Here is a 23,735-nt window from a genome sequence, read left to right as displayed (position 1 = left end):
CGCCTCGCTAGCGGCGACTTTTTTCGTAGGGGTCGCCGGTCACGCACCCAGACCTGGAGTTCGGAGGAGACGTCGCCCGGCGATCCATCCACCCAGGTTGTCTTCGCGTCTTACCATGAGTACCTGCTCAAGCGTGTCCCGGACCTGGCCGGGCGGAGGCGGTTCTTGCTGTCGCTGTACGTCCCGCTGATCATGCGGATGCTGGGCCAAGCAGTCTTCTGCGCGCCGGAATCGCGGCAATTCCTGCGCGACATGTTCGCCGACGTCCGGATGCTCTGCGACGACACCGGACTGATGAATCGCATCGCCAAGCTGATGTGGCGGATCTGCAAAATCAACGGCGACGCGTCCCGGTACCGCAACGAACCGCAACGCCAGCACGTGGTCGCGGGCCGGCGCGGTGGCCTGAGCGAGCGCCGTTCCGCTTCGCTTCGCTCAGCGGAACGCCTCGTCGAGGATCTCCTGCTGTTCGACAGCGTGCACCTTCGATGAACCGGACGACGGCGCCGACATGGCACGACGCGAAATGCGTTTGATCCCAGTCAGTTTGCCTGGGAACAGCTCGGGCAGCTCCAAGCCGAAGCGGGGCCACGCGCCCTGATTGGCCGGCTCCTCCTGCGCCCAGAAATATTCGGTGACGTTCGGGTAGTGGTCCAGCGTTTCGCTGATTCGCCTGCGCGGCAGCGGGGCGAGCTGTTCGATGCGCACAATCGCGACGTCATCTCGATTGTCCTTGGCCTTGCGTGCCGCCAACTCGTAGTAGAGCTTTCCGCTGGTCAGCAGCATTCGGGTGACCTTGCCGCGGTCACCGACGCCATCCTCATAGGTGGGTTCCTCGAGCACCGAGTGGAACTTGGTCTCGGTGAAGTCTCTGATGTCGCTGACCGCGGCCTTGTTGCGCAGCATGGACTTCGGTGTGAACACGATCAGCGGGCGCTGGATACCGTCGAGGGCGTGCCGGCGCAACAGGTGGAAGTAGTTGGCCGGGGTCGACGGCATCGCGATTGTCATCGAACCCTCCGCCCACAGCTGCAGGAAGCGTTCGATGCGGGCGGAGGTGTGGTCGGGCCCCTGGCCTTCGTGTCCGTGCGGCAGCAGCAGCACCACACTGGACAGCTGCTCCCACTTTGCCTCCCCGGAGCTGATGAACTCGTCGATGATCGACTGCGCACCGTTGACGAAATCGCCGAACTGGCCCTCCCACAAGACAAGTGCGTCCGGGTTACCGACGGTGTAGCCGTACTCGAAGCCGACGGCCGCATACTCCGACAGGGGCGAGTCGTAAACCATGAACTTGCCGCCGGTCGGGTTGCCGTCCCGATCGGTCATCAGCAGTCGCAGCGGCGTGAACTCTTCGCCGGTGTGGCGATCGATGATCACCGAATGGCGCTGGGAGAAGGTGCCACGGCGAGTGTCTTGCCCGGACAGCCGCACTAACTTGCCCTCGGCCACCAGCGAACCCAACGCCAGCAGTTCGCCGAACGCCCAGTCGATCTTGCCCTCGTAGGCCATCTCTCGGCGCTTCTCCAGAACCGGCGTGACGCGCGGGTGCGCGGTGAACCTGTCAGGAAGGGCGAGGAATGCGTCGCCGATACGGGCCAGCAACGCCTTGTCCACCGCGGTGTCGAGTCCCGCGGCGAGCATCTGGTTGGACTCCACCGATTCGCTTGGCTGTACCCCGTGCTTCTCCAGTTCACGGACATCGTTGAAAACCCGCTCCAGTTGGCCCTGGTAGTCGCGCAGCGCGTCCTCGGCCTCTTTCATCGAGATGTCGCCACGGCCGATCAGAGCTTCGGTGTACGTCTTGCGGACCCCACGCTTGGTGTCAACAACGTCGTACATGGCTGGGTTCGTCATCGACGGGTCATCGCCCTCGTTGTGCCCGCGCCGTCGGTAGCACACCATGTCGATGACGACGTCTTTCTTGAACTTCTGCCGGAAGTCCACGGCTAGGCGCGCCACCCACACGCAGGCCTCCGGGTCGTCACCGTTGACGTGGAAGATGGGCGCGCCGATCATCTTGGCGACGTCGGTGCAGTATTCGCTGGACTTGGAGTATTCCGGCGAGGTGGTGAAACCGATCTGGTTGTTGACGATGATGTGGATGGTGCCGCCGACGCGGTAACCGGGCAGCTTCGCCAGGTTCAGCGTCTCGGCGACCACTCCCTGGCCCGCGAACGCGGCGTCGCCGTGCAGCATCAGCGGCATCACCGAGAAGGCTTTTTCGTTTTCGCTGTCGGTCGGCCCATGGTCGAGCAGGTCTTGCTTGGCCCGAACCAGGCCCTCCAGCACCGGGTCGACGGCTTCCAGGTGTGACGGGTTAGCGGTCAGCGACACTTGAATGTCGTTGTCGCCGAACATCTGTAGATACACGCCGGTGGCGCCAAGGTGGTACTTGACGTCACCGGAACCGTGCGCCTGGGCGGGATTGAGATTGCCTTCGAACTCCGAGAAGATCTGTGAGTAAGGCTTGCCGACGATGTTGGCCAGCACATTGAGCCGACCCCGGTGCGGCATCGCGATGACGACCTCGTCGAGCCCGTGCTCGGCGCACTGGTCGATTGTGGCGTCCATCAGCGCGATGGTGCTTTCGGCACCTTCCAGCGAGAACCGCTTCTGCCCAACGTATTTGGTTTGCAGGAATGTCTCGAACGCCTCGGCCGCGTTGAGTTTGCTCAGAATGTACTTCTGTTGGGCCACAGTCGGTTTGACGTGCTTGGTCTCGACGCGCTTTTCCAGCCACTGCAGCTGTTCGGGATCGAGTATGTGGGTGTACTCCACGCCGATGTGCCGGCAGTAGGCGTCGCGCAGCAGGCCCAGAATATCGCGCAGCTTCTTGTATTCGGAACCGGCGAAGCCGTTGACTTTGAACACCCGGTCGAGGTCCCACAGCGTCAGGCCGTGGGTGAGCACCTCGAGATCGGGGTGGCTGCGGAAACGGGTGTTGTCCAAGCGCAGTGGGTCGATGTCGGCCATCAGATGGCCGCGGTTGCGGTACGCGGCGATCAACTCCATCACGCGGGCGTTCTTGTCGACAATCGAGTCGGGATTGTCGGTGCTCCACCGAATCGGCAAGTAGGGGACGCCCATCTCCCGGAAGATCTCGTCCCAGAAGTCGTCGGCGAGCACCATTTCGTGGATGGTGCGCAGGAAGTCACCCGATTCCGCGCCCTGGATGATGCGGTGGTCGTACGTCGAGGTCAGCGTGATCAACTTGCCGATACCCAGTTCGGCGATGCGTTGCTGGCTGGCGCCCTGGAATTCGGCCGGGTATTCCATTGCGCCAACGCCGATGATGGCGCCTTGACCGGCCATCAGCCGCGGCACGGAGTGCACGGTGCCGATGGTGCCGGGGTTTGTCAGCGAAATCGTCACGCCGGCAAAGTCTTCGGCGGTCAGCTTGCCGTCGCGGGCTCGGCGGACGATGTCTTCATACGCGGTGACGAACTGCGCGAATCGCATGGTCTCGCATCGTTTGACGCCGGCCACCACCAACGAACGCTTGCCGTCCTTGCCCTGTAGGTCGATCGCCAGCCCGAGATTGATGTGCGCCGGTGTGACCGCGGTGGGCTTGCCGTCGACCTCGGCGTAGTTCCGGTTCATATTCGGGAACGCCTTGAGCGCCTGCACCAACGCGTAACCCAGCAGATGGGTGAAGGAGATCTTGCCGCCGCGGGTGCGCTTGAGCTGGTTGTTGATGACGATGCGGTTGTCGATCATCAGCTTGGCTGGGATGGCCCGAACGCTGGTGGCCGTCGGGAGATCCAGCGACTCGGACATGTTCTTGACGACGGCGGCGGCCGCACCGCGCAGCACCTGGACCTCATCACCATCGCCGGGTGCCGGGCCGACAGGGTGCGGAGGCGCCGGCGTCGCCGGGGCGCTGGTCACGCCGTTGCCGAGGGTAGCCGTGGGAACCGGCGGAGGCGACGGCGCGGGTGCAGGGGCGGGCACGGCCGTGGCGGCCGGAGCCGGGGCTGTCGGCTCGTCAGCGGTGGTCGAACCGTCGCCCGTCGGCTCGGGGTTGTAGTCGACCAGAAATTCATGCCAGCTCGGATCGACCGAGGAAGGGTCTTCCCGGAACTTGCGGTACATCTCCTCGACCAGCCATTCGTTTTGCCCGAATGGTGAACTCGTACTGCTCACGGCAGCTGCTCGCCTCGATTCCTCTGTCCGGCAAGCGCGCTACGTGGCGCTCGCCACTTCCTGCACAGGTGTCGGCGCATCTCACCTGCAGCGGCTCCGACAGTTTCCGCCCCATAAAGGCTAACCCTTTGCCGGCAATCCGCCATGTGACTTGATCAGCACCGCACCGGGCCGGCAAGCCCTGCTAGCCGGCGTCGTTAACCGTGGGTAGCAGGTGCAACGTGACCGGCCACCGACCCGGGGGCGCACCGAACGCGTTGCGGGTATTGCGCACGATCTTCTTGCCCACCAGCCGGTTGCCGATGGCGCCGATGAGAGCGCCGATACCGATCGGCAGCATCTTGCCGAACAACAGCGCGCTGCGCCGCAGCGTGTACCGCCTGACAGCGCGCTTGAGCAACCGCGAATTCAACTGTGCCAGCGCGGGCATCGGCACCGACGCCACGCCCTCCGACAGCCATGCGCCGTTGGTCCGGCCCGGACCGATCAACTCGCCGATGGCCTGCTTGCTGTCGTCGCCGACCAACACGGCCAGCACCAGGGCGCGGCGCCGCTCCCGGTTTTCGGCCGGGACGCCATGCGCAGCCGCCATCGCCAGCGCGAAGAATGCGGTGGCCTCGAGGAACACCGCCGTTTCCCCAGCGGCGGCGGACAGTGCGGCCAGCGTGCCAAAGCCCGGTAGCACCGCCGCCGAACCCACCGCCGCGCCGCTGGCAGTGACGGCGGCCAGGAACCGCTTCTCCAGCTTGGCGACGATTACGGATGGGGCGGCCTCCGGGTTCGCGCGGCGCAGCCGGTCCACATATGCCGTCGCCGCAGGTCCCTGAATCCGTGAGCTGCGCTCGATGATGTGCGCCAATGCGCGCGTTGATGCCTTGGGCTTGCCGTTGGTGGTGGCGGGCAGCGAGTCGTCCGCTGAGTGCGTGCGTCGGGCGCTCATTAGGTGCCTCCGTGCTATGTCGAATGCCTTCAGGCTAGCGCCGGTGCCTCGAAACGTGGGGCAGGTGTTATCGCGATTACTCCACCAGGAATAATCCGCTGGAAATACGCTTCCTGACGATGCGCGGCCGTGCGCCTCCCAACGAAGAGCTGGTGCAGCCCGCCAAGCTGGACGGATAATGATGCCCCACCAACTGACGTCGTTGGGTATCTCGGTGTTGGCGCTGCTACGGGAGCGCCCGATGCACGGCTACGAGATGTTTCAGACCCTCGTCCAACGACAAGCGGACCGCATCGTGAAGGTCCGGCCGGGGTCGCTGTATCACGTTGTGGACCGGTTGACCGAGGAGAAACTGATCCTGCGGGCGGCGACGGCCCGGGACGGGAAGCGGCCGGAGCGCGCCATCTACGAGATCACCGAGGCCGGCGCTGAAGCGCTTGCTGAGCGGGTCTGCCAACTGATCGCAACACCGGTCCACGAGTTCCCGCAGTTCGTCGTCGCACTTGCTGAGGTCGATGCCCTGGGTATTGATGCCGCGGCGAACGCGGTCCATGAACGCGTCGGGGCGCTGGAGGCCCGGGCCGCCGAAATCATGGCGCTTCGCGACGCAGGTGTCACACCAGGTGGATATCTGGTGGCATTGGACTACTTGCTGGCAACGATGCAGGCCGAGCTCTCGTGGCTGCGTGAGTTTGCCAGCTCGCTGCGATCCGGTCAGCTGGAGTGGCGGCAGGCGGCGTCCGATACCAAGGTGCGGAGCCGAGATGAGGTGGGGATATGACCACGGCGACGGTTCGCGGGCGAACCGGCGGCGGCCCCCGACGCGCTGGTGGTGCGACGGCGACGAAGCCGATGAAGCCCGGGCAAGCCGCAAGTCCCTGGGTCGCAGTGTGGGCCATGATGGTCGGCTTCTTCATGATCCTGCTCGACTCGACGATCGTCGCGGTAGCCAATCCCACCATCATGACCAAGCTCGGCACCGGCTACGACGTGGTGATCTGGGTGACCAGCGCCTACCTGCTTGCTTACGCGGTTCCGTTGCTGGTGGCCGGCCGACTCGGTGACCGGCTCGGTCCGAAAAATCTCTATCTGTTCGGCCTCGCGGTATTCACCGCCGCCTCACTGTGGTGTGGCTTCTCAGGGACGATCGGGATGCTGATCGCCGCCAGGGTGGTGCAAGGCATCGGCGCCGGGGTGCTTACCCCTCAGACGCTGTCAGTGATCACCCGCATCTTCCCGCCGGAACGCCGCGGGATGGCGATGAGCGTGTGGGGTGCCACCGCCGGCGTTGCCACGTTGGTTGGACCGTTGGCCGGCGGTGTGCTGGTGGACGCACTGGGCTGGGCATGGATTTTCTTCATCAACGTCCCGATCGGGATCATCGGTCTGGGGCTGGCCGTCTGGCTGATTCCGGTATTGCCCACGCACAAACACCGATTCGACCTGGTTGGCGTGGGATTGTCCGGGCTGGCGATGTTCCTCATCGTCTTCGCTCTGCAGGAGGGGCAGTCCGGTGGCTGGGCGCCGTGGATCTGGGCGGTGCTCGTCGCCGGCGTCGGGTTCATGACGGCGTTCGTCTACTGGCAGTCGATCTGCACCCACGAGCCGCTGATCCCGCTGGACATCTTCCGTGACCGCGACTTCAGCCTCGCCAATCTCGCCGGGGTAGTCATCGGGTTCGCGGCCACGGCGATGGTGCTGCCGCTGATGTTCTACGCGCAGGCGGTGTGCGGATTGTCGCCAACCCGTTCGGCTCTGCTGACCGCGCCGATGGCGATTACCAGTGGTCTGCTTGCGCCGATCGTCGGCAAGATCGTCGACCGTTCCCACCCCCGGTCGGTGGTCGGGTTCGGCTTTTCGGTTTTGGCGATCGGACTGACCTGGCTCTCGATCGTGATGACGCCGTCGGCGCCCACCTCGCAGTTGGTTTTGCCGTTCGTTGCGTTGGGTTTTGGGATGGCGTTCATCTGGTCGCCGTTGGCCGCCACCGCGACTCGCAACCTGCCGCCGCGGCTGGCCGGCGCCGGTTCCGGTGTATACAACGCGACCCGCCAGGTCGGCGCCGTGTTGGGCAGCGCCGGCATGGCGTCGTTCATGACGTCGAGGATCACGTCCGAGATGCCGCCGATGCCCGGCGCCGAGGCGTTCGGTCCGCAGGGCGGCAAGGGCAACGCCTTGGAGCTGCCGGAGTTCCTGCGCGAGCCGTTTTCGGCGGCGATGTCCCAGTCGATGCTGCTGCCGGCGTTCATTGCGCTATTCGGCGTAGCGGCGGCGCTATTCATGATCGGCTTCACCGACTCGACGTCTGCCGGCGACCAGCGACCGCGCGCCGGCGCGGGCGACGACGGAGCCGGCCACCAGGATGGTTCCGAGGCGCGGACTCAGCGGATTCGGCTAAGGCCCAGCGCTTCCCACAACATTGCAGACGACCACCGGAGCGGCTATCCGGTCGGCCATCACGACGGCTTCCGGGACGGCTTCGACGATGACGACGATTACGTCGAATACACGTTGGCGCCTGCGCGCGCCGCCTCACCCGAGCGGTTCCGCAACGTCGAGCCGACCCAACCCCGTGCCGATGAGGGCGATACCGAACCGTTGCCGGTGCACGCCGAGCACCCACGACCGGCACCCGCCGAGACCTGGCATGGGGCACCCGTCGAATCGTGGCACAGTCTGCTCGACGACCTCGCGCAAGTGTCGGAGTTCGAGCCAATCGGGTTCGTCCGCAATGGTTTTCATGTCGACGATGAGCAGCGCTTTCGGCCGATCGAGGAATTCTCATTGCCGCCCAGACCGTCGCGGCATGAGCGGCACCAAGACCGATCTGAGTCGCCGCGGCCACGCAACCGGCACTACCGCGCCGATCCGGACGACACAGCCGGCCACGGACGGCATTCGTTGCGGGATCACTAGCCGGTTGACGCACCGACGTCGGCCGGAGTGCCGCAGGCCGTCAACGCCAGGAACGCACCCAGCTCCACCAAACCCGCGGGTGCGGTGGGCAGGTAGTCGGTCAACGCCTCGGCACGCACGATCACTGCCGCATACTGTGCGCGGCTGATCGCCACGTTCAACCGGTTTCGGTTGAGCAGGAACGGAATTCCCCGTGGAATATCTGCCACGGATGAGGCCGTCATCGAAATGAGCACCACCGGTGCTTGCGCGCCCTGGAACTTGTCGACGGTCCCGACTCGGACATCGCCGAACCCAGCGGCGGCCAGCCGCTGCCGCAGCAAGACCACCTGCGCGTTGTAGGGCGCCAACACAAGGACATCCGCGGCTGCAAAGGGGCGGGCGCCACGCTCATCGGTCCACGCCGAGCCGACCAGCAGCTTGATCTGTGCCACGATGGCATCGGCTTCTTCCGGGCTCTCGGTTGAGTTGCCCGCGTGGCGGACCCGAAGGACGTGGACCCCGGGCGGATATCCGTCGAGGTGACGCGCGGCGGTGATGTCGGCGTACGACTGCAATCGGCCTTCATAGGCCAACGCCGACACCGGCGCGCAAACCGCCGGATGCATGCGGTGCGTGCGGTCCAGGAAGTAGCCACGCTCGGTAGGCAAGGTGCGGTGGTTTTCGACCAGCCAACCCAGCGCAGACCCGTCAACCGGCTCGGGATGTGTGCCTTGGCTGACCTGAGGCAACTGTTGGGGGTCGCCCAGCAACAGCAGGTTCGCCGCAGCCGATGCCACGGCGATGGTGTTGGCCAGACAGAATTGGCCGGCCTCGTCGATCACCAGCAGATCCAGGCTGCCGGGCGGAACGCGGTTTGGGTTGGCGAAGTCCCATGCGGTGCCGCCGATCACGCATCCCGCAGTGCCGGTGATGAATCCGGCGTATTCCTGCTCGGTGATCTGTTGCCAGCGGGCCTCTTGGCGGTCGGACTGTTTCTTTGCGACACGTAGCGCATCGATGCCGCCATCGATCGCACAGTCGAGCAGGTTCTCCACTACGGCATGCGATTGCGCGACAACACCGATGCGCCAGCCGTGCTCGGCGACCAGGTGCGTGATGACCTGTGCGCCGGTGTACGTCTTGCCGGTTCCGGGCGGTCCGTGCACCGCCACGTAGGACGAATCCAAGTCGAGCAAAGCGGCCGTGATGTCCTCGATGACTTCGCCGCTCCGCGGTAGAGCCGCGCCGCTGCGCGTTCGAGGCGCGCGGCGCAACAGAATGTCGAGTAATGCGCTGCGGGGTAGTTGCGGCAGTCCGGCGGCGACGTGGGCGGCCGTCGATTCGATTGAATCTCGAAGTGGCGTCGTCGGAATGGGCGGGCCGGGAGTGAGGGCGAACGGAATCTGATGAAAGGTATTGCCGTCCTTCGGAACTCGTTCGACGACAAGCACCTCGGTCGGTGCGATCCAGTCGTCGGCCTCGACGACGGTGGCGCGGCCGGCCGCCCGTCGGTCAGGGCTATCCGTCAGGCCCGGCGGGGCTGGTGGCTCGTAGAGCGCGAAGACGTCGCGGTTGAGTGCGCCGCGCGCCAATTCGCCGGCCAGTTCTGCCCGTCGCTGCAGCTTCTGTGCACGCGGCGGCCTGTCCCAATCGACGGCGATTGTTGCGTCGCTGATTATGAAGACGTCGGTGTCATCTGCCCATTCATCAGCCGGGTAGTTCAGTCGGTCGAAGTGCGCCCACCAGAATGGTTTGTCCTCGCGGCGGTGATAGCCGCGTGCAGCGCCTACCAAGGCGACTGCCGTCTGCTCGGGAGTGCGGGCGCCGACCTCCGCATCTCCGGTGAACTCGTCCAGAACGGACTTCAGCCGGTCATGGTCCTCGATGCTTTCGCCATCCGAAACAGGCTGGGCACCTATCGGTGTGATGCCGGATTCGAAAGCCCGCATCAGCAGCCAGTCGCGCAGTGCACGGGTGGATCGGCAGTCGTAGAGGTTGTAGTCCTCGATCTCTTTCAGCACGGTCGCGGCCTCCTCGGACTGGCCGTCGCCGCGTAGCTGGGTGTATCGCGCGTATTGGGTGATCGAGTCGGTGGCCGTGGTGACATCGCCGGAGCGCAGCTCCGATCCCATGTACAACGGCTCCAGGGCCTTGAGGCCGACAGATTCGCTACCGACGCGAATGCTCTTGCGCACGATCGGATACAAGTCGACCAGAGTCCCGCTGCGGAGCAGCTCGTCCACGTCGTCTTCCCCGACGCCGTGGCGTCCGGCGAGGCGCAGCAGCGCTGTCTTCTCGTACGAGCCGTAGTGGTAGATGTGCATGTTCGGGAAGCGCCTGCGCCGCTTGGCCACCAGCGCGAGGAAGTCGACCAATGCCTTGCGCTCGTCGCGGCGGTCATGTGCCCACAGCGGATGGAAAGTCCCCGACCGCCCGCCTGCCAAGACGCCGAACAGATATTCCAGGCCCCAGTCGGTGCCGTCGGCCGTCCAGAGTGGGTCACCTTCGAAGTCGAAGAACAGATCTCCCTCGTCGGGGTTGGGCAGCAACGCTAACGGCTGCGGGTCGGCCACCTCGAATTGCGGTGTGCCGGTGTCGCGTTGGCGGACTTGCAGTTTGGCCTGCGCGACCAGCTTGTCCAGCGTGCGGGCCGGTAGATCGGCAACCGGTCCGGTGTGGTCGGCCAGTTCGGCGAGCGTGGTGATTCCGGCGTCGACCAGCTTGGCGCGCTGAGTTACCCGCATGCCCGCGACCAGTAGCAGATCGTCTGTTGCGCGCACCTGCTCCTCGCAGGCCGGGCAGCGGAAACACGCGTGCACCCGCTCGTCTTCCCAGCACACCGGTGTGCCCTCGGCATAGTGCTCATCGAGCAGCCGCTGCAATCTCGCCCGCTGCTCGGAGTACACCGGGATCAGCTCATCGATGCGGTAGCGCACTGCCTTACCGTTGCCGAGCACCAACTCGGCCTCCGCGGATACCGGGATACCCGAGCGGCTCAAGGTGTCGGCATAGGCCGCGATCTGAAGCAGTGCGGTGACTTTCTCCGAGCGGGCCAGTTTGGTGTCGGAAACCCGATAATCCTGGCCATCACGCACGAGGAAATCGGCGAACCCGACGAAGCGGCCATCGAACATCGCGGCCTGATACACCACCGCGGCGCCGTTGGCAATGGCCCGCCGCGTCGCCGCGGCGGCGGCGGAGAGAGCGGCGATGGTGTAGGCGGGATGCCCGATCACGGCCACCCCGTCGCCGAATTCCTCACGCAGTTGATCGAGTCGGCGGCGCTCGTGCTCGTCACCGAGCGCGGCGGTGCGTGCGAGTAATTCGTCCTCGACGTCGATGCCGGGACCTCGGCCGAGTTTTGCGTCGAAATCCCGCAGCAGGGCGTATTCACAGCGGGCGGCGGCTGCGAGATCCGACGCGCTGTAGATGATGCTGTCACCTGCCCTGAACACAGCAGCAACTGTAGGCCGAGGCACCGACAGGATCGGGGAGCTTCGTCAGCCTCCGGCGTTGGCGATGAGCTCGACCCCGTTGCCGTTCCACCGGAACTTCACCACGCTGGGCAGGCCGATACCGCCGGAGTACACCAACGCCACCGTATCGCCGGTGCACTGCGAGGTGTCGATCCCGTTGAATCCGTAGGTGTCGGGCACTCCTTGCGGCGGTATCAACTTGCCGAGATGAAACATCACCGCCCGGGTGTTGGGGCTCTCGGCGTTGGTGTTGGCCTTGACGATCACCGCGGACAGCTGGGCGCATTCGTTGTAGTTGCCGGCCAACGGTTCGGGGCTCCATGGCTGCTGGCTGCGGGGGTCGCGGGGGAGCTCCGACACCGCTCTGGCGATCGCGGGCGCGCCGAGGCTGACCGCGCAGGGGTCGGCTGCTGCGGAGCTGGTGCTGGTGGGGGCCGCGGCCGGCGGGCCCGGTACGCGAGGCGCGGAGTTCGAACGGGCCGTCATCGCCTGCGGCGTCTTGGCAACGGTCGAGTCGCCCGATCCGCAGCCAGCCACGCTCGCGGCGATCAGTGCGGCAGCGGCAAGCCCAGTCAACCGCAGGACACCGCAGTGTCGTGTCCACACAAGGTCGCACCGTACCCTGATCGGTCCTGTCGACGTGGCAGGCGTGGCCGAGCATTGTTTGACCACGCCCTAGAATTTGTCATCAAATGGCCTCACCGGACAGCGCCCCCGCGACCTTTGCCGACCTGCAGATCCACCCCTCGGTCTTGCAGGCCGTCGCCGATGTCGGCTACGAGTCACCGTCGGCGATTCAGGCGGCCACGATTCCGGCTTTGATGGCCGGGTCGGACGTGGTGGGGCTGGCGCAGACCGGGACGGGCAAGACTGCCGCTTTCGCGATCCCGATCCTGTCCAAGATCGACACCACCAGCAAAGCGACTCAGGCGCTGGTGCTGGCGCCCACTCGCGAGCTGGCGCTCCAGGTGGCCGAGGCCTTCAGCCGCTACGGCGCTCACCTGCCCCAGATCAACGTGCTGCCGATCTACGGTGGATCCTCGTATGCGGTGCAACTGTCCGGATTGAAACGTGGCGCACAGGTGGTAGTCGGAACTCCCGGCCGAGTCATCGACCACCTGGAACGCGGAACATTGGATCTCTCCCGGCTGGACTACCTGGTGCTCGACGAGGCCGACGAGATGCTCACCATGGGCTTCGCCGAAGACGTCGAACGGATCCTGTCCGAGACGCCCGAATACAAACAAGTCGCGTTGTTCTCCGCGACGATGCCACCGGCGATCCGCAAACTCACGGCCAAGTATCTGCACGACCCGACCGAAGTCAGCGTCGAGGCGAAAACCGTCACCGCCGAGAATATTTCGCAGCACTACATTCAGGTCGCCGGTCCGCGCAAGATGGACGCGCTGACCCGCGTGCTGGAGGTTGAGCCGTTCGAGGCGATGATCGTGTTCGTCCGCACCAAGCAAGCCACCGAAGAGGTGGCCGAAAGGCTGCGCGCCAGGGGGTTTTCCGCGGCAGCGATCAACGGCGATATCCCGCAGAGCCAACGCGAGCGGACTATCGCTGCGCTGAAGGAGGGCGGCGCAAAAGGACTAGACATCCTGGTTGCCACCGATGTGGCTGCCCGGGGGCTGGACGTCGAGCGGATATCGCATGTGCTCAACTACGACATCCCGCACGACACCGAGTCGTATGTGCACCGGATCGGGCGCACCGGCAGAGCGGGGCGGTCGGGCGCCGCGCTGCTGTTCGTCTCTCCGCGAGAACGCCACCTGCTCAAGGCGATAGAGAAGGCAACGCGGCAGAAGCTCACCGAGGCCGAACTGCCCACCGTCGAAGACGTCAACGCGCAGCGGGTGGCGAAATTCGCCGATTCCATCACCGACAGCCTTGGCTCATCGGGCATCGAGTTGTTCCGCAGCCTGGTCGAGGACTACGAGCGCGAGCACGACGTGCCGATGGCCGAAATCGCGGCGGCGCTGGCGCTGCAATCGCGCGACGGCGAAGCCTTCCTCATGTCACCGGAGCCACCGCCCGACCGCCGTCCCAAACAACGTGAGGACTGGCCCGCCAAGTCCACCCGTAAAGCGGGCGAGGGCTCCAGGAAGGGTTTCGCCACTTACCGCATTGCCGTCGGGAAGCGGCACAAGGTCGGGCCGGGCGCGATCGTGGGCGCCATCGCCAACGAAGGTGGCTTGCACCGGAGCGATTTCGGCCACATCACCATCAAACCCGACTTCTCACTGGTGGAGTTGCCGACCAAACTATCCCGCGAAACACTCAAAGCTCTTGAGCGGACTCGTATTTCCGGTGTGCTGATCAACCTGCGGCCTGATCAGGGTCGAGACAAGTCCAAGCGTGTTGACCGCGGCCCGAAGCGGCGGGAATACACCGGATGACCCGAGCCGAGACCCCGGCCCAGGGAGGACTCGAACAGGTCTCCGGGCCGGACCGGGTCGCGTCGCTGACGGGTATCCGCGCTGTCGCCGCCCTTCTCGTTGTCGGGACGCACGCCGCGTACGCCACCGGCAAATACATCGAAGGCTACTTCGGGCTGGTGTGTTCCCGGATGGAGATCGGTGTCCCGATCTTCTTTGTGTTGTCCGGATACCTGTTGTTTCGGCCTTGGGTGAAATCACTTGCCACCGGTGGCCCGTCGCCGTCGGTCAGCCGCTACGCCTGGCACCGGGTCCGGCGCATCATGCCGGCCTACATCGTTACCGTGCTGATCGCGTACGTCATCTATCACTTCCGAACGGCCGGGCCCAATTTCGGCCACACCTGGATCGGGTTGTTGCGCAATCTGACGTTGACGCAGATCTACACCTTCAATTACCTAAAGGGGTATCTGCATCAGGGTTTGACCCAGATGTGGAGCTTGGCGGTGGAAGCTGCCTTCTATGTGGCGCTTCCGCTGCTGGCCTACTTGCTGTTGGTAGTCGTGTGCCGACGGCAATGGCGGCCGAGGTTGCTGTTGTTAGGACTGGGCGCGCTGGCGCTGGTTTCTCCGGCATGGCTGATCGTGGTGCACCTGACGACCTCGGTGCCCAATGGAGCCCGGCTGTGGCTGCCCACTTATCTGATCTGGTTTCTCGCCGGCATGAGCCTGGCGGTTCTGCAGGCGATGGGAGTGCGTTGTTACGCCTTCATCGCGTTGCCGCTGGCCGTCATCTGCTACTTCATCGCTTCGACGCCGATCGCGGGGGATCCGACGACATCGCCGCTTGGCCTATCGCAAGCGCTGTACAAAGCGGTGTTCTACGCGGCGATCGCCGCGCTGGCGGTGGCGCCGCTGGCGCTGGGCAACGAGGGCTGGTACTGCCGGTTTCTCGCGACCCGGCCGATGGTGTGGCTAGGGGAGATCTCCTATGAGATCTTCTTGATCCACTTGGTGACAATGGATTTCGCGATGGTCTACGTGATGCAAGATCACGTTTACACCGGTTCGATGCTTGGGCTGTTTGTGGCGACGATTGTCTTGACTATCCCGCTGGCCTGGCTGCTGCACCGCTTCACCCGCGTGCGCAGCTGAGACCCGCTGAGAATCACTGTCATTCAGCGGTGTGACCAGCCGACTGCTCGACCGGCACCACTATCGGGACGACGAACTCCTCGACCATCGCCTGCTCGTCGGTCACGTCGCGGCCCGGGAAGATCAGCAGCGACGTGATCACCCGGACCAGCCAGCGGCCGCGGTTTTCGACGACCGCCGGGTCGTCGGCGCCGAGCGAGTTTACGAACGCCGCGGCCAGCGCAGTGATCACGTCGGATTGCTCGGCCAATTCACCACCGATCGGCGGCTGCGTAGTGGCAAACCACGACGAGAGCGCCGGGCTTTCGCGGACCAGGCGAAGGGTGGTGGCGATGCCTGCAGTCAGGCGTTCGCGTGGGTCGGCAATGCCACTAATCTTTTCTTTGATCTCATCGAATAGCCGGTAGGTCTCGCGGTTTACATACGCGGTTCGCAACGCTTCGCGGTTTTCGAAGTAGCGGTAGAGGGTCGCGCGGGAACATCCTGCGGCCTTGGCGATCTCGTTCATGCCGACCGAAGCGGGATCGTGCCGGGTGAAAAGCTCCTCGGCGGCGTCCAGGATGCGATCGGCGGCTACCTCGATGCGACGCTCCGAGAGCCAGTCATTGGCCGCCATCAGGACGTGACTCGAATCGGAACCGACAGCGGACGCCGCACATAGCTTCCGCCGGCCCATACGACGCCCGCCTCGTCGACCTCGAAACGTGGGCAGCGGGATAGCAATTCGGTCAGCGCGACCCGTGACTGCATCCGGGCCGCGGCGGCGCCCAGGCAATGGTGCGCGCCGTGGCTGAACGTCAGGATGTTGCGTGGGCATCGGGTGACGTCGAGCTCGTCGGCGTCCGGTCCGTACACCCGCTGGTCGCGGTTGGCCGACCCGTACAGCAGCAACACTCGCCGTCCGGCCGGAATCGTGGTGTCGCCGATCGTCACATCGTGGGTAACGGTGCGCGCCAGGCCCTGCGCCGGCGTGGTCAGGCGCAACAGCTCCTCTACGGCGTCCGGGATGCGTTCGAGGCTGTTCACCAACAACTCTCGCTGGTCGGGTCGCTGGTGGAGCAGCGGCATCGAGCCGCCGAGCATCCCGGTCACGGTGTCGTTGCCGCCGGTGACCATCGTGAACGTGAACGCCAGAATCGACAGCATGCCGGAGATGTCGCCGTCGCCGCCGACCCCGGCGGCGACCAGGTGGGAGATGGTGTCGTCCTCGGGGTCGGTCCGGCGCCGCTCGATCAGCTGGGTGAAGTAGGCCATCATCGACCCGACCGCGTCGCCGAGGGTTTCCAGCGCGCCGGTGACGCCGCCTTCGCCCGTATTAGCTGCAACGATCGCCTGGGTCCAGCCGTCGAACTGCGTCCAATCCTCCTCGGGCACACCGAGGTAATGAGCGACCACCATCGAGGGCAGCGGCTTGAACAGTTCGATGACGATGTCGCCGCCGCCGTTGGCCCGCAGGTTCTCGAGGCGCTCGACGACGAACTCACGCACCTTGGGCTCTACCGCCTCCACCTGACGGGGAGTGAATCCGCGTGACACCAGCTTGCGGAACTCGGTGTGCACCGGTGGATCTTGCATCACAAACGGTGGATTGTCTTTCAGCCCAATCATTTCCAGGTCGCCATAGTTGACCGTCAACCCCTGGGCGGAGGAGAACGTCTCGTAGTCGTGGGCCGCGGACCAGACATCGGCGTGCCGGGAAAGGACGTAGTAATCGTCCTCGGGGTGTTTCGGCGGGACGACGTGGTGCACCGGGTCGTGGTCGCGTAGCGCGCGATACATCGGCCACGGGTTGGGCCAGGTTTCGGCGGTCGCCAATTGAAACCGAGGCTCGTGAGACAGACTCGCTGTCATGTCTTATTTGTACGACAAGCTGCTGCATGTGTCAACGGCGTGGCTGCGCCCTTTCCTCTCACACAGGTCACACCTGCCGCAGAAGCACCGGGGTGCTTGACGGCGGACCTGTTGGTAGGCGCCCAAGTTTTCCCTCAGAGGCGGGCAAAAAGCCCGCTCGAATCGGGAACTGCTGTGGCAGGGGTGACTCAGACACCCGCGCCGGGGTTCAGGATGCCCAGCGGGTCCAGCGCGTCTTTAATGCGCTGATTCAGCGCCATGGCCTCGGGCCCGAGATAGCCGGCCAGCCACGGACGCTTCAACCGCCCGACACCGTGTTCGCCGGTGATCGTGCCGCCGAGGTGCAAGGCAAGATCCATGATCTCTCCGTATGCCAGCTGGGCTCGCTCGGTCATCGCAGGGTCGGCGGGATCGCAAACGATCAACGGATGGGTGTTGCCGTCGCCGGCGTGAGCGATCACCGAGATCATCAGCTCACGTTCGGCGGCGATACGCGCGATCCCGGCGACCAGGTCGGCCAGCGCGGGCAGCGGCACCCCGACGTCTTCGAGCAGCAGCGGACCCTTGGCCTCCACCGCCGGGATCGCGAACCGGCGGGCGGCGACGAACGCCTCGCCCTCGTCCGGGTCGTCGGTCGAAAACACTTCGGTCGCACCGCATTTGCTGAACACCCCGGCCATGAACTCGGCGTCTTCGGCCCCGCCATTCCCGCGTTCATCAGATGCCCCCAGCAGCAGCGCGGCGGCGCCGCGGTCCAGGCCCATCCGCAGCTTGTCTTCCACCGCGTTGATGGCGACCGAGTCCATGAACTCCAACATCGCCGGGCGCATCCGTGCGGTCACCGCGAGTACTGCTTCGGCAGCGGCTTCCACCGACGCGAAGTTGGCGACCACCGTGCTCAGCGGCTGCTGCAGCGGCACCAGTCGCAGTGTGACCTCGGTGATCACGCCCAGGGCGCCCTCGCTGCCGACGAACAGCTTGGTCAGGCTCAGTCCGGCGACGTCTTTGAGCCGCGGGCCGCCCAGCCGGACCGCGGTGCCGTCGGCCAGCACCACCTGCACACCCAGCACGTAGTCGGTGGTGACGCCATATTTCACACAGCACAGTCCGCCGGCGTTGGTCGCGATGTTGCCGCCGATACTGCAGATCTCATACGACGACGGGTCCGGCGGATACCACAGTCCGTATTCGGCGACCGTCTTTTTCACCTCGGCGTTGAGCAATCCGGGTTGGCACACCGCGACGCGGGTGACCGGGTCGACGTCGATGTCGCGCATTTTCTCGGTGGACAACACGATTCCGCCGTCCACGGCGGTGGCGCCTCCGGACAGGCCGCTACCCGCGCCGCGTGTCACCACCGGGACATGGTTTGCACTGGCCCACCGCAGGATGGTCTGCACCTCTTCGGTGCGCCGCGGCCGCACCACCGCCATCGGCTTTCCCGCCGATGGGTCGAAGGCACGGTCTTGCCGATAGGACTCGGTCACCGCGGGGTCGGTGACCACCATCCCCTCCGGCAGCCCGGCGATCAGGCCGGCCAGCACATCCGCGACCATGGCAGCGATCCTACGGATGCCTAGACGAGGCCGGGCCGGGGTGACTCGTCCAACTCCCGCAGCGAGGAAAGTCGAAGCGACACCAGGCCGATGGCGATCATCGGAATGGCCAGAACCAGAAACGTCGTCCGAAGCCCGGTGGCATCGGTTAGCGGGCCGGCCAGCATGAAGCCCAGTGGGCCGGCGGCATACGCCAGCGACGTCATGACGCCGACCACCCGGCCGCGCAGCTGCGGCGGGGACTTGGACTGCATCACGTAGTTGTAGATCGGGGCGATCGGCCCGTAGACGAGGCCGATGAGCCCACACAGCACAAGGATCACCGGCAGCGGTGGAAGCGTCGATATCAGCGCGGTGCACACGCCCAGCGTCAACGTGGCCGTCAACAGCGTCCACCGTCGGCTCAGGCGGCGGACCAGCAGCGGGTACGCCAGCGCGCCGGCTAATCCGCCGATGCTCAACGCCACCAGCACCCACCCAAGATGCGCAGGCTCTTGGCGGTCGGTGAAGTACTTGGGGAACAGCACACTTTCCATCGGCAGATACAGGGCGGTCATTGCCAAGTCGATCAGTGCCAGCGTGCGCAGTACCCCAAGATTCCACACGAACCGCAGCCCATCGAGCATCCCGGACCACGGCCCTTCGGGGCGGGCAGCACCCGGTGGCGCTCCGGCGCCGGGCACCTGCAGGGCGCCGATCGCGAGGATGGAGACACCGAACGCACCGGCGGTGACCCACATCGTGTTGATGCCCCCGATGGTGGCGATCAGCAGACCGCCGAGCCCTGGGCCGACTATGTAGGCGACGTTGAAAATGGCTTCGTAGAAGCCGTTGGTGCGGTCCAGGGTCCACCCGGCACTCGTGGCGGCCTCGGGCAACATCGACTCCCGCGCGGTGATGCCGGCGGGGTCGAACAGCGCACCCAGTGCGGCCAGCACGGCGAGCACGCCGACGGTAATGCTGCCGTGCCCGAACATGATCGCCAACACTGGAACCGCCGCCACCGTGGTCGCCGATAGGGCATCGGAGATAAGCGAAACACGTCTTCTGCCAAGGTAATCCACCGCCGTGCCAGCGATCAGAGTAGAGAACAGCAGCGGCAACGAGGCCGCTCCCGCGACGATCGAGGCATCGGATGCGCTGCCGTGGTGCTGCAGCACCAGCCAGGGAAACGCGATCAACGAGATACCGTTGCCGGCGGCAGCGGCCAACGCCGCGAACAGGATGAGGTAGATGGGCCGGCGGGATGGCTGGGACGCGGTGGACGAAGTGGCCATGGGAATTCCGGGAGGCAATCTAGCAGCGCCCATGCCCGGCGGGCGAGCGATTTTCACCGTTCGTGCACAGTAGAGCGGTGAGCCTCGCCCACCCGCGTACCGGATCGCTCTTCGGCTCTCCGGTGCCGCCCGGCACCGGCTGGCCCGGTGATCCGGCGACCGCCCGCACCGCGGTGGCCTCCGCGCCAGCGCAGGTGGCCGCGATGGCTCTGGCTGTCGAATCGCCGGCACAGCTCGACGCCGAGGTGTCGGTGTGCCGAGCCTGCCCTCGACTGGTCGAGTGGCGGGAGCAAACCGCGCTGACCAAACGGCGATCGTTTGCCGACCAGCCGTACTGGGGCCGGCCGGTGCCCGGTTGGGGTGCAGAGCGCCCACGGTTGATGATCGTCGGGCTGGCTCCGGCCGCCCATGGCGGCAACCGGACCGGTCGGGTCTTCACCGGTGATCGGTCCGGGGATGTGCTGTACGCGGCCATGTACCGGGCCGGCTTGGCGAATTCGCCGATCAGCGTGGACGCCGCCGACGGCCTGACGCTGAATGGCACCCGGGTGGTGGCGGCGGTACGCTGCGCGCCGCCGGACAACTCGCCGACGCCGGCCGAGCGGGCGACGTGCGCGCCGTGGTTGACCGCCGAGTGGCGGCTGACCGGCGGCGGCGTGCGGGTCATCGTGGCGCTGGGCGGATTCGGCTGGCGCTCGTCGTTGGACATGGTCCGTTCCGCAGGTGGTGAGGTTCCTCGTCCGCAGCCGAAATTCGGCCACGGCGCCGCCGCGACCTTGCGCACCGACCACGGGGAGGTGGTGCAGCTGGGCTGCTACCACCCCAGTCAGCAGAACACGTTCACCGGCAAGCTGACCACGCAGATGCTCGACGATGTCTTCGGCCGGGCAGCGGCGATCGCAGGACTATCCGGGTGACCGTCGGCGTTGACGCTGCTATGCGCCTTTCTGTGCTTGACCTCGTCCCGGTGCGCACCGACCAGACCACCTCGGATGCACTGGCGGCCACCGTGCGCCTGGCGCAGACCGCCGACCGGCTGGGCTTCACCCGCTACTGGGTCGCCGAGCACCACAACATGCCGTCGGTGGGTGCGACCAGCCCGCCGGTGTTGATCGCCTATCTGGCGGCGCAGACGTCGCAGCTGCGGCTGGGGTCAGGTGGTGTGATGCTGCCCAATCACGCACCGCTGGCAGTGGCCGAGCAGTTCGCGCTGCTGGAAGCGGCCGCACCGGGCCGTATCGACCTCGGCATCGGCCGAGCGCCCGGCTCGGATCCGGTGACGTCGATCTTGTTACGCGGCGCCGCCGGACGAGACGGCTCGGCCCTTGACCAAGACATCGCGAACTTTCCGGACTATCTCGACCACGTGCGAGCAATGATGAGTGCCCGGGGAGTATCCGTGCAATTGCGCGACGGGGACTACATTCTCAAGGCCACACCGGCCGCCGCCAGCGAGCCGCGACTGTGGCTGCTCGGCTCGTCGCTGTATTCGGCGCGGCTGGCCGCGGCCAAGGGGTTGCCCTACGTGTTCGCCCACCATTTCTCGGGCAAGGGAACCGAGGAGGCGCTTGCGCTCTACCGGTCGCAGTTCGTGCCCAGCGAGCTGGCCGCCGAGCCAGTGACGTTCCTGACCGTCAACGCCGCAGTGGCCGAAACCCACGAAGAGGCAACGGCATTGATGCTGCCGAACCTGCACATGATGGCCCGGTTACGGACCGGGCAACCGCTGGGGCCGCTGGAACTCGTCGAGGACGCTCGCGGGGCTGAACTGACACCCGAGCAGCAGCGCATCGTCAGCAGCGGACTGCGCCGCGCGGTGCTTGGGACACCCGCCGAGGCCGCCGAACAACTACACGCGCTGGCGAAGCGCTTCGACGTGGACGAGGTGATGGTTCACCCGGTCGCATCGGCACACCGCGGCACCGATCCTGCGACTGCCCCGGCTCGCGAGACCACGCTGGAGCTACTGGCCAAAGAGTTGTTTTAGCGAGCGCTCAGCACAACCACGGGGATGGGCCGCGATGTCTTTTTCTGGTAAGCCTCGTATCGATTGCTGTTGTTCTTGTTGACGATCTGCCACAGCCGGGCGTAATCCGGGTCATCGGGTAGCACGGGCTTGGCTGTGACGCCGAAACGCTTTGGGCCGACGTTGATTTCGACGTTCGGGTTGGCTTTCAGATTGTGATACCACCCGGGCGCCTTCGGATCGCCGCCTTTCGAGGCGACGATCAAGTAGTCGCCGCCATCGCGGGCATAGGTCAGCGACGCGGTGCGGGCCCGGCCGGTCTTGGCGCCGACCGTGTGTAACAGCAGGCTGGGTATCCCCAGCGTCCGATGCCCGATCCAGCCGTTCGTATTGCGATAAACCGCGTCGTGCACGCGCAACACCGTTGGTAGCAAACTTTGTTCAATCCAGGACGGAGGAGCCATTCGCCCAGTATTACCGCTCGGCGTCGATCCGCGCCAACGCTTCCCGCAGGATCTGACCGGTCGTCTCGCGGTCGGGGTCGCGGCGCAGCAGCAGCCCCCTGGCCACCGACAGCTTGTCGCCACTGCGCCGCGGCAGTACGTGCAGGTGAATGTGGAACACCTTTTGGAAGGCAGCCGACCCGTCGTTGATACCGACATTGGTGGCGTCGGCCAACTCCGTCGCGCGGGCGGCCTTGGCGATCCGTTGTCCGATCGCCATCATGTCGGCCAGGGTCTCCGCCGGGGTGTCGGTGAGATCGACGGTGTGCTTTTTCGGCACTACCAGCGTGTGGCCGCGGGTAAACGGGCGGATGTCGAGGATGGCCAGGTAGCCGTCATCTTCGTAGATGCGGATGGCCGGCGCCTCTCCGGCGACGATCGCACAGAACACACACGACATGCCGCCACGGTAGCCGTTCGTTCAGCCGGCGCCGGTATCCGGTAGCGCGGCGGCGATCGCGTTGATCGCCCGGTCGAGGACGGCGCGGGTGGTGGCGAAGTTCAGCCGGGCGAAACCCGAGCCCACCGTGGCGCCGAACGGGATGCCGGGGCTGAGCGCCACCTTCGCCTTGGACAGCAGGTGCTCAGCGGGTTCGGTCGGCAGGTTCAGCGCTCGGAAATCGACCCACGACATGTAGGTGGCCTCCGGGGTATTTATCTTCAGGCCCGGACTTAATTCGGGCAGGGTCGCCGCCAGGTGGTCGCGGTTGGCCTGAAGGTAGCCGAGCAGCTCGTCGAGCCAGTCGGCGCCGTGGTCGTAGGCGGCGATGTTGGCGCGAATACCGATGGTGGACACACCCATCTTGTGCAGCTTGTTGATGAGTTCCCAGTCGCGGGCGTCCTGCTCGTTGGACAGGATCACCTGTGCGCAAATCAGACCCGGCAGGTTCCAGCCCTTGGACGCCGACATCACGGTGACGACGGTGTGCGCGGCCGTGTCGGATACCGAGGCAGCCGCGACGTGCGGCCGTCCGTAGACCAGCGGTCCGTGAATCTCGTCGGCGATGACCCGGGCGTGGTGGTGTGCCGCGATGTCGACGATCGCGCGGAGCTCGTCGTCGCGATATGCGGTGCCCAGCGGGTTGTTCGGATTGCAGAGAATCAACGATCCGGCCCCGTTTGCGAATGCGGCGTCGAGTGCATCCAGATCCAGCACGTAGCGACCCGAATTATCTTGCAGCATAGGGATTTCCACACGCTGGCGACCGGTGATCCGAAGAAGGTCGAAGAATGGCATGTAGGCGGGTACGGGCAGCACCACCGGGCTCTCGGGTCTGGTGAGGAAGTTGATGACGAGTTCCATGCCTTTCAGGACGTCCGGAACGACGCGAACCCGCTCGGGCGCGACGGGCCAGCCGTAACGGCGTCGGCACCAGTCGGCGGTCGCCCGCGCGAGGGTGTCCTCCCGGAACGCCGGATAACCGAACTCCTCGTCGGCTACGCAAGCGCGGATGCCGTCGACGACCGCCGGTGCGGTGGGGAAGTCCATCTCGGCGATCCACAGTGGCAACACGTCGGGCCCGAAATGGTTCCACTTGATCGTCTTGCGCCCGCGCAGTTGCTCCTCGCTCAATTGATCGAACATGC

17 protein-coding genes and 1 pseudogene are annotated in these 23,735 nt (G+C 65.6%); 7 read left to right on the top strand and 11 right to left on the bottom strand.

Annotation, left to right across the window (positions count from 1 at the left end):
* Nucleotides 1-114: 114 nt before the first annotated feature.
* Nucleotides 115-492 (top strand): annotated as a pseudogene (locus tag VEI45_RS19705) (hypothetical protein); the annotation flags it as partial.
* Here VEI45_RS19705 and VEI45_RS19700 read toward each other — a convergent pair.
* Complete coding sequence (locus tag VEI45_RS19700) at nt 436-4,146, bottom strand: multifunctional oxoglutarate decarboxylase/oxoglutarate dehydrogenase thiamine pyrophosphate-binding subunit/dihydrolipoyllysine-residue succinyltransferase subunit (RefSeq protein WP_324856207.1); 3,711 nt, start codon at nt 4,144-4,146, stop codon at nt 436-438. The pseudogene VEI45_RS19705 and the gene VEI45_RS19700 overlap by 57 nt on opposite strands.
* 184 nt (nt 4,147-4,330) lie before the next feature.
* On the bottom strand, nt 4,331-5,086 hold the full coding sequence (locus VEI45_RS19695) for a hypothetical protein (RefSeq protein ID WP_324856206.1): 756 nt from the start codon (nt 5,084-5,086) through the stop codon (nt 4,331-4,333).
* Between the two features lie 181 nt (nt 5,087-5,267).
* Between VEI45_RS19695 and VEI45_RS19690 the strand changes: the two genes are divergently transcribed.
* Together VEI45_RS19690 and VEI45_RS19685 are read left to right on the top strand one after the other, a co-directional pair.
* Nucleotides 5,268-5,867 carry a PadR family transcriptional regulator gene (locus VEI45_RS19690; protein WP_324856205.1) on the top strand — a complete coding sequence of 200 codons (600 nt, stop codon included), beginning with the start codon at nt 5,268-5,270 and terminating at the stop codon, nt 5,865-5,867.
* Nucleotides 5,864-8,002, top strand: coding sequence for an MFS transporter (locus VEI45_RS19685; RefSeq protein WP_324856204.1), 2,139 nt, complete (start codon nt 5,864-5,866; stop codon nt 8,000-8,002). Before VEI45_RS19690 ends, VEI45_RS19685 begins: the two co-directional genes overlap by 4 nt.
* Here VEI45_RS19685 and VEI45_RS19680 read toward each other — a convergent pair.
* Complete coding sequence (locus VEI45_RS19680; protein WP_324856203.1) at nt 7,999-11,439, bottom strand: TM0106 family RecB-like putative nuclease; 3,441 nt, start codon at nt 11,437-11,439, stop codon at nt 7,999-8,001. The two genes, VEI45_RS19685 and VEI45_RS19680, sit on opposite strands and share 4 nt — an antisense overlap.
* Before the next feature lie 45 nt (nt 11,440-11,484).
* Entirely contained in the window at nt 11,485-12,066 is a 582-nt protein-coding gene (locus VEI45_RS19675; protein WP_324856202.1) for an LppP/LprE family lipoprotein, read from the bottom strand.
* 86 nt (nt 12,067-12,152) lie between these two features.
* Here VEI45_RS19675 and VEI45_RS19670 point away from each other — a divergent pair, with 86 nt between their 5' ends.
* Both VEI45_RS19670 and VEI45_RS19665 read left to right on the top strand, forming a co-directional pair.
* The gene (locus tag VEI45_RS19670) at nt 12,153-13,862 is read left to right on the top strand and encodes a DEAD/DEAH box helicase (RefSeq protein ID WP_324856201.1); all 1,710 of its coding nucleotides are present in this window, start codon (nt 12,153-12,155) and stop codon (nt 13,860-13,862) included.
* Nucleotides 13,859-14,995: an acyltransferase gene (locus tag VEI45_RS19665; RefSeq protein WP_324856200.1), complete on the top strand. Its 1,137-nt coding sequence runs from the start codon at nt 13,859-13,861 to the stop codon at nt 14,993-14,995. The genes VEI45_RS19670 and VEI45_RS19665 overlap by 4 nt, the downstream gene beginning before the upstream one ends.
* 19 nt (nt 14,996-15,014) lie before the next feature.
* Here the strand turns inward: VEI45_RS19665 and VEI45_RS19660 are convergent, their stop codons facing one another.
* The 4 genes from VEI45_RS19660 to VEI45_RS19645 all read right to left on the bottom strand — a co-directional run bounded on the left by VEI45_RS19660 (nt 15,015) and on the right by VEI45_RS19645 (nt 19,679).
* Complete coding sequence (locus tag VEI45_RS19660) at nt 15,015-15,611, bottom strand: helix-turn-helix domain-containing protein (RefSeq protein ID WP_324856199.1); 597 nt, start codon at nt 15,609-15,611, stop codon at nt 15,015-15,017.
* Nucleotides 15,611-16,846 carry a cytochrome P450 gene (locus VEI45_RS19655; protein WP_324856198.1) on the bottom strand — a complete coding sequence of 412 codons (1,236 nt, stop codon included), beginning with the start codon at nt 16,844-16,846 and terminating at the stop codon, nt 15,611-15,613. Before VEI45_RS19655 ends, VEI45_RS19660 begins: the two co-directional genes overlap by 1 nt.
* 188 nt (nt 16,847-17,034) lie before the next feature.
* The gene (locus VEI45_RS19650; RefSeq protein WP_324856197.1) at nt 17,035-18,402 is read right to left on the bottom strand and encodes an FAD-binding oxidoreductase; all 1,368 of its coding nucleotides are present in this window, start codon (nt 18,400-18,402) and stop codon (nt 17,035-17,037) included.
* Between the two features lie 20 nt (nt 18,403-18,422).
* Nucleotides 18,423-19,679, bottom strand: coding sequence for an MFS transporter (locus VEI45_RS19645; protein ID WP_324856196.1), 1,257 nt, complete (start codon nt 19,677-19,679; stop codon nt 18,423-18,425).
* 77 nt (nt 19,680-19,756) lie between these two features.
* On the opposite strand from VEI45_RS19645, the gene VEI45_RS19640 reads away from it, so the two are divergent.
* Both VEI45_RS19640 and VEI45_RS19635 read left to right on the top strand, forming a co-directional pair.
* A complete protein-coding gene (locus VEI45_RS19640; protein ID WP_324856195.1) occupies nt 19,757-20,596 on the top strand; it encodes a uracil-DNA glycosylase in 840 nt (279 codons plus the stop codon).
* Between the two features lie 20 nt (nt 20,597-20,616).
* Complete coding sequence (locus VEI45_RS19635; protein WP_324856216.1) at nt 20,617-21,666, top strand: LLM class flavin-dependent oxidoreductase; 1,050 nt, start codon at nt 20,617-20,619, stop codon at nt 21,664-21,666.
* Here VEI45_RS19635 and VEI45_RS19630 read toward each other — a convergent pair.
* The 3 genes from VEI45_RS19630 to VEI45_RS19620 are packed head-to-tail and all read right to left on the bottom strand — an operon-like array spanning nt 21,663 to nt 23,733.
* The gene (locus VEI45_RS19630) at nt 21,663-22,109 is read right to left on the bottom strand and encodes a nitroreductase family deazaflavin-dependent oxidoreductase (protein WP_324856194.1); all 447 of its coding nucleotides are present in this window, start codon (nt 22,107-22,109) and stop codon (nt 21,663-21,665) included. The genes VEI45_RS19635 and VEI45_RS19630 overlap by 4 nt on opposite strands.
* 10 nt (nt 22,110-22,119) lie before the next feature.
* The gene (locus VEI45_RS19625; protein ID WP_324856193.1) at nt 22,120-22,548 is read right to left on the bottom strand and encodes an HIT family protein; all 429 of its coding nucleotides are present in this window, start codon (nt 22,546-22,548) and stop codon (nt 22,120-22,122) included.
* Nucleotides 22,549-22,569: 21 nt separating this feature from the next.
* Nucleotides 22,570-23,733 (bottom strand): MalY/PatB family protein, encoded by a 1,164-nt coding sequence (locus VEI45_RS19620; RefSeq protein WP_414687538.1) that lies wholly within the window; start codon nt 23,731-23,733, stop codon nt 22,570-22,572.
* Nucleotides 23,734-23,735: the final 2 nt, after the last annotated feature.

Origin of the sequence: Mycobacterium sp., from assembly GCF_035623875.1 — a bacterium.
Taxonomy (GTDB): domain Bacteria; phylum Actinomycetota; class Actinomycetes; order Mycobacteriales; family Mycobacteriaceae; genus Mycobacterium.
Note: the sequence above shows the minus strand (reverse complement) of the source record. Positions and strands in the feature narration are given on the sequence as shown.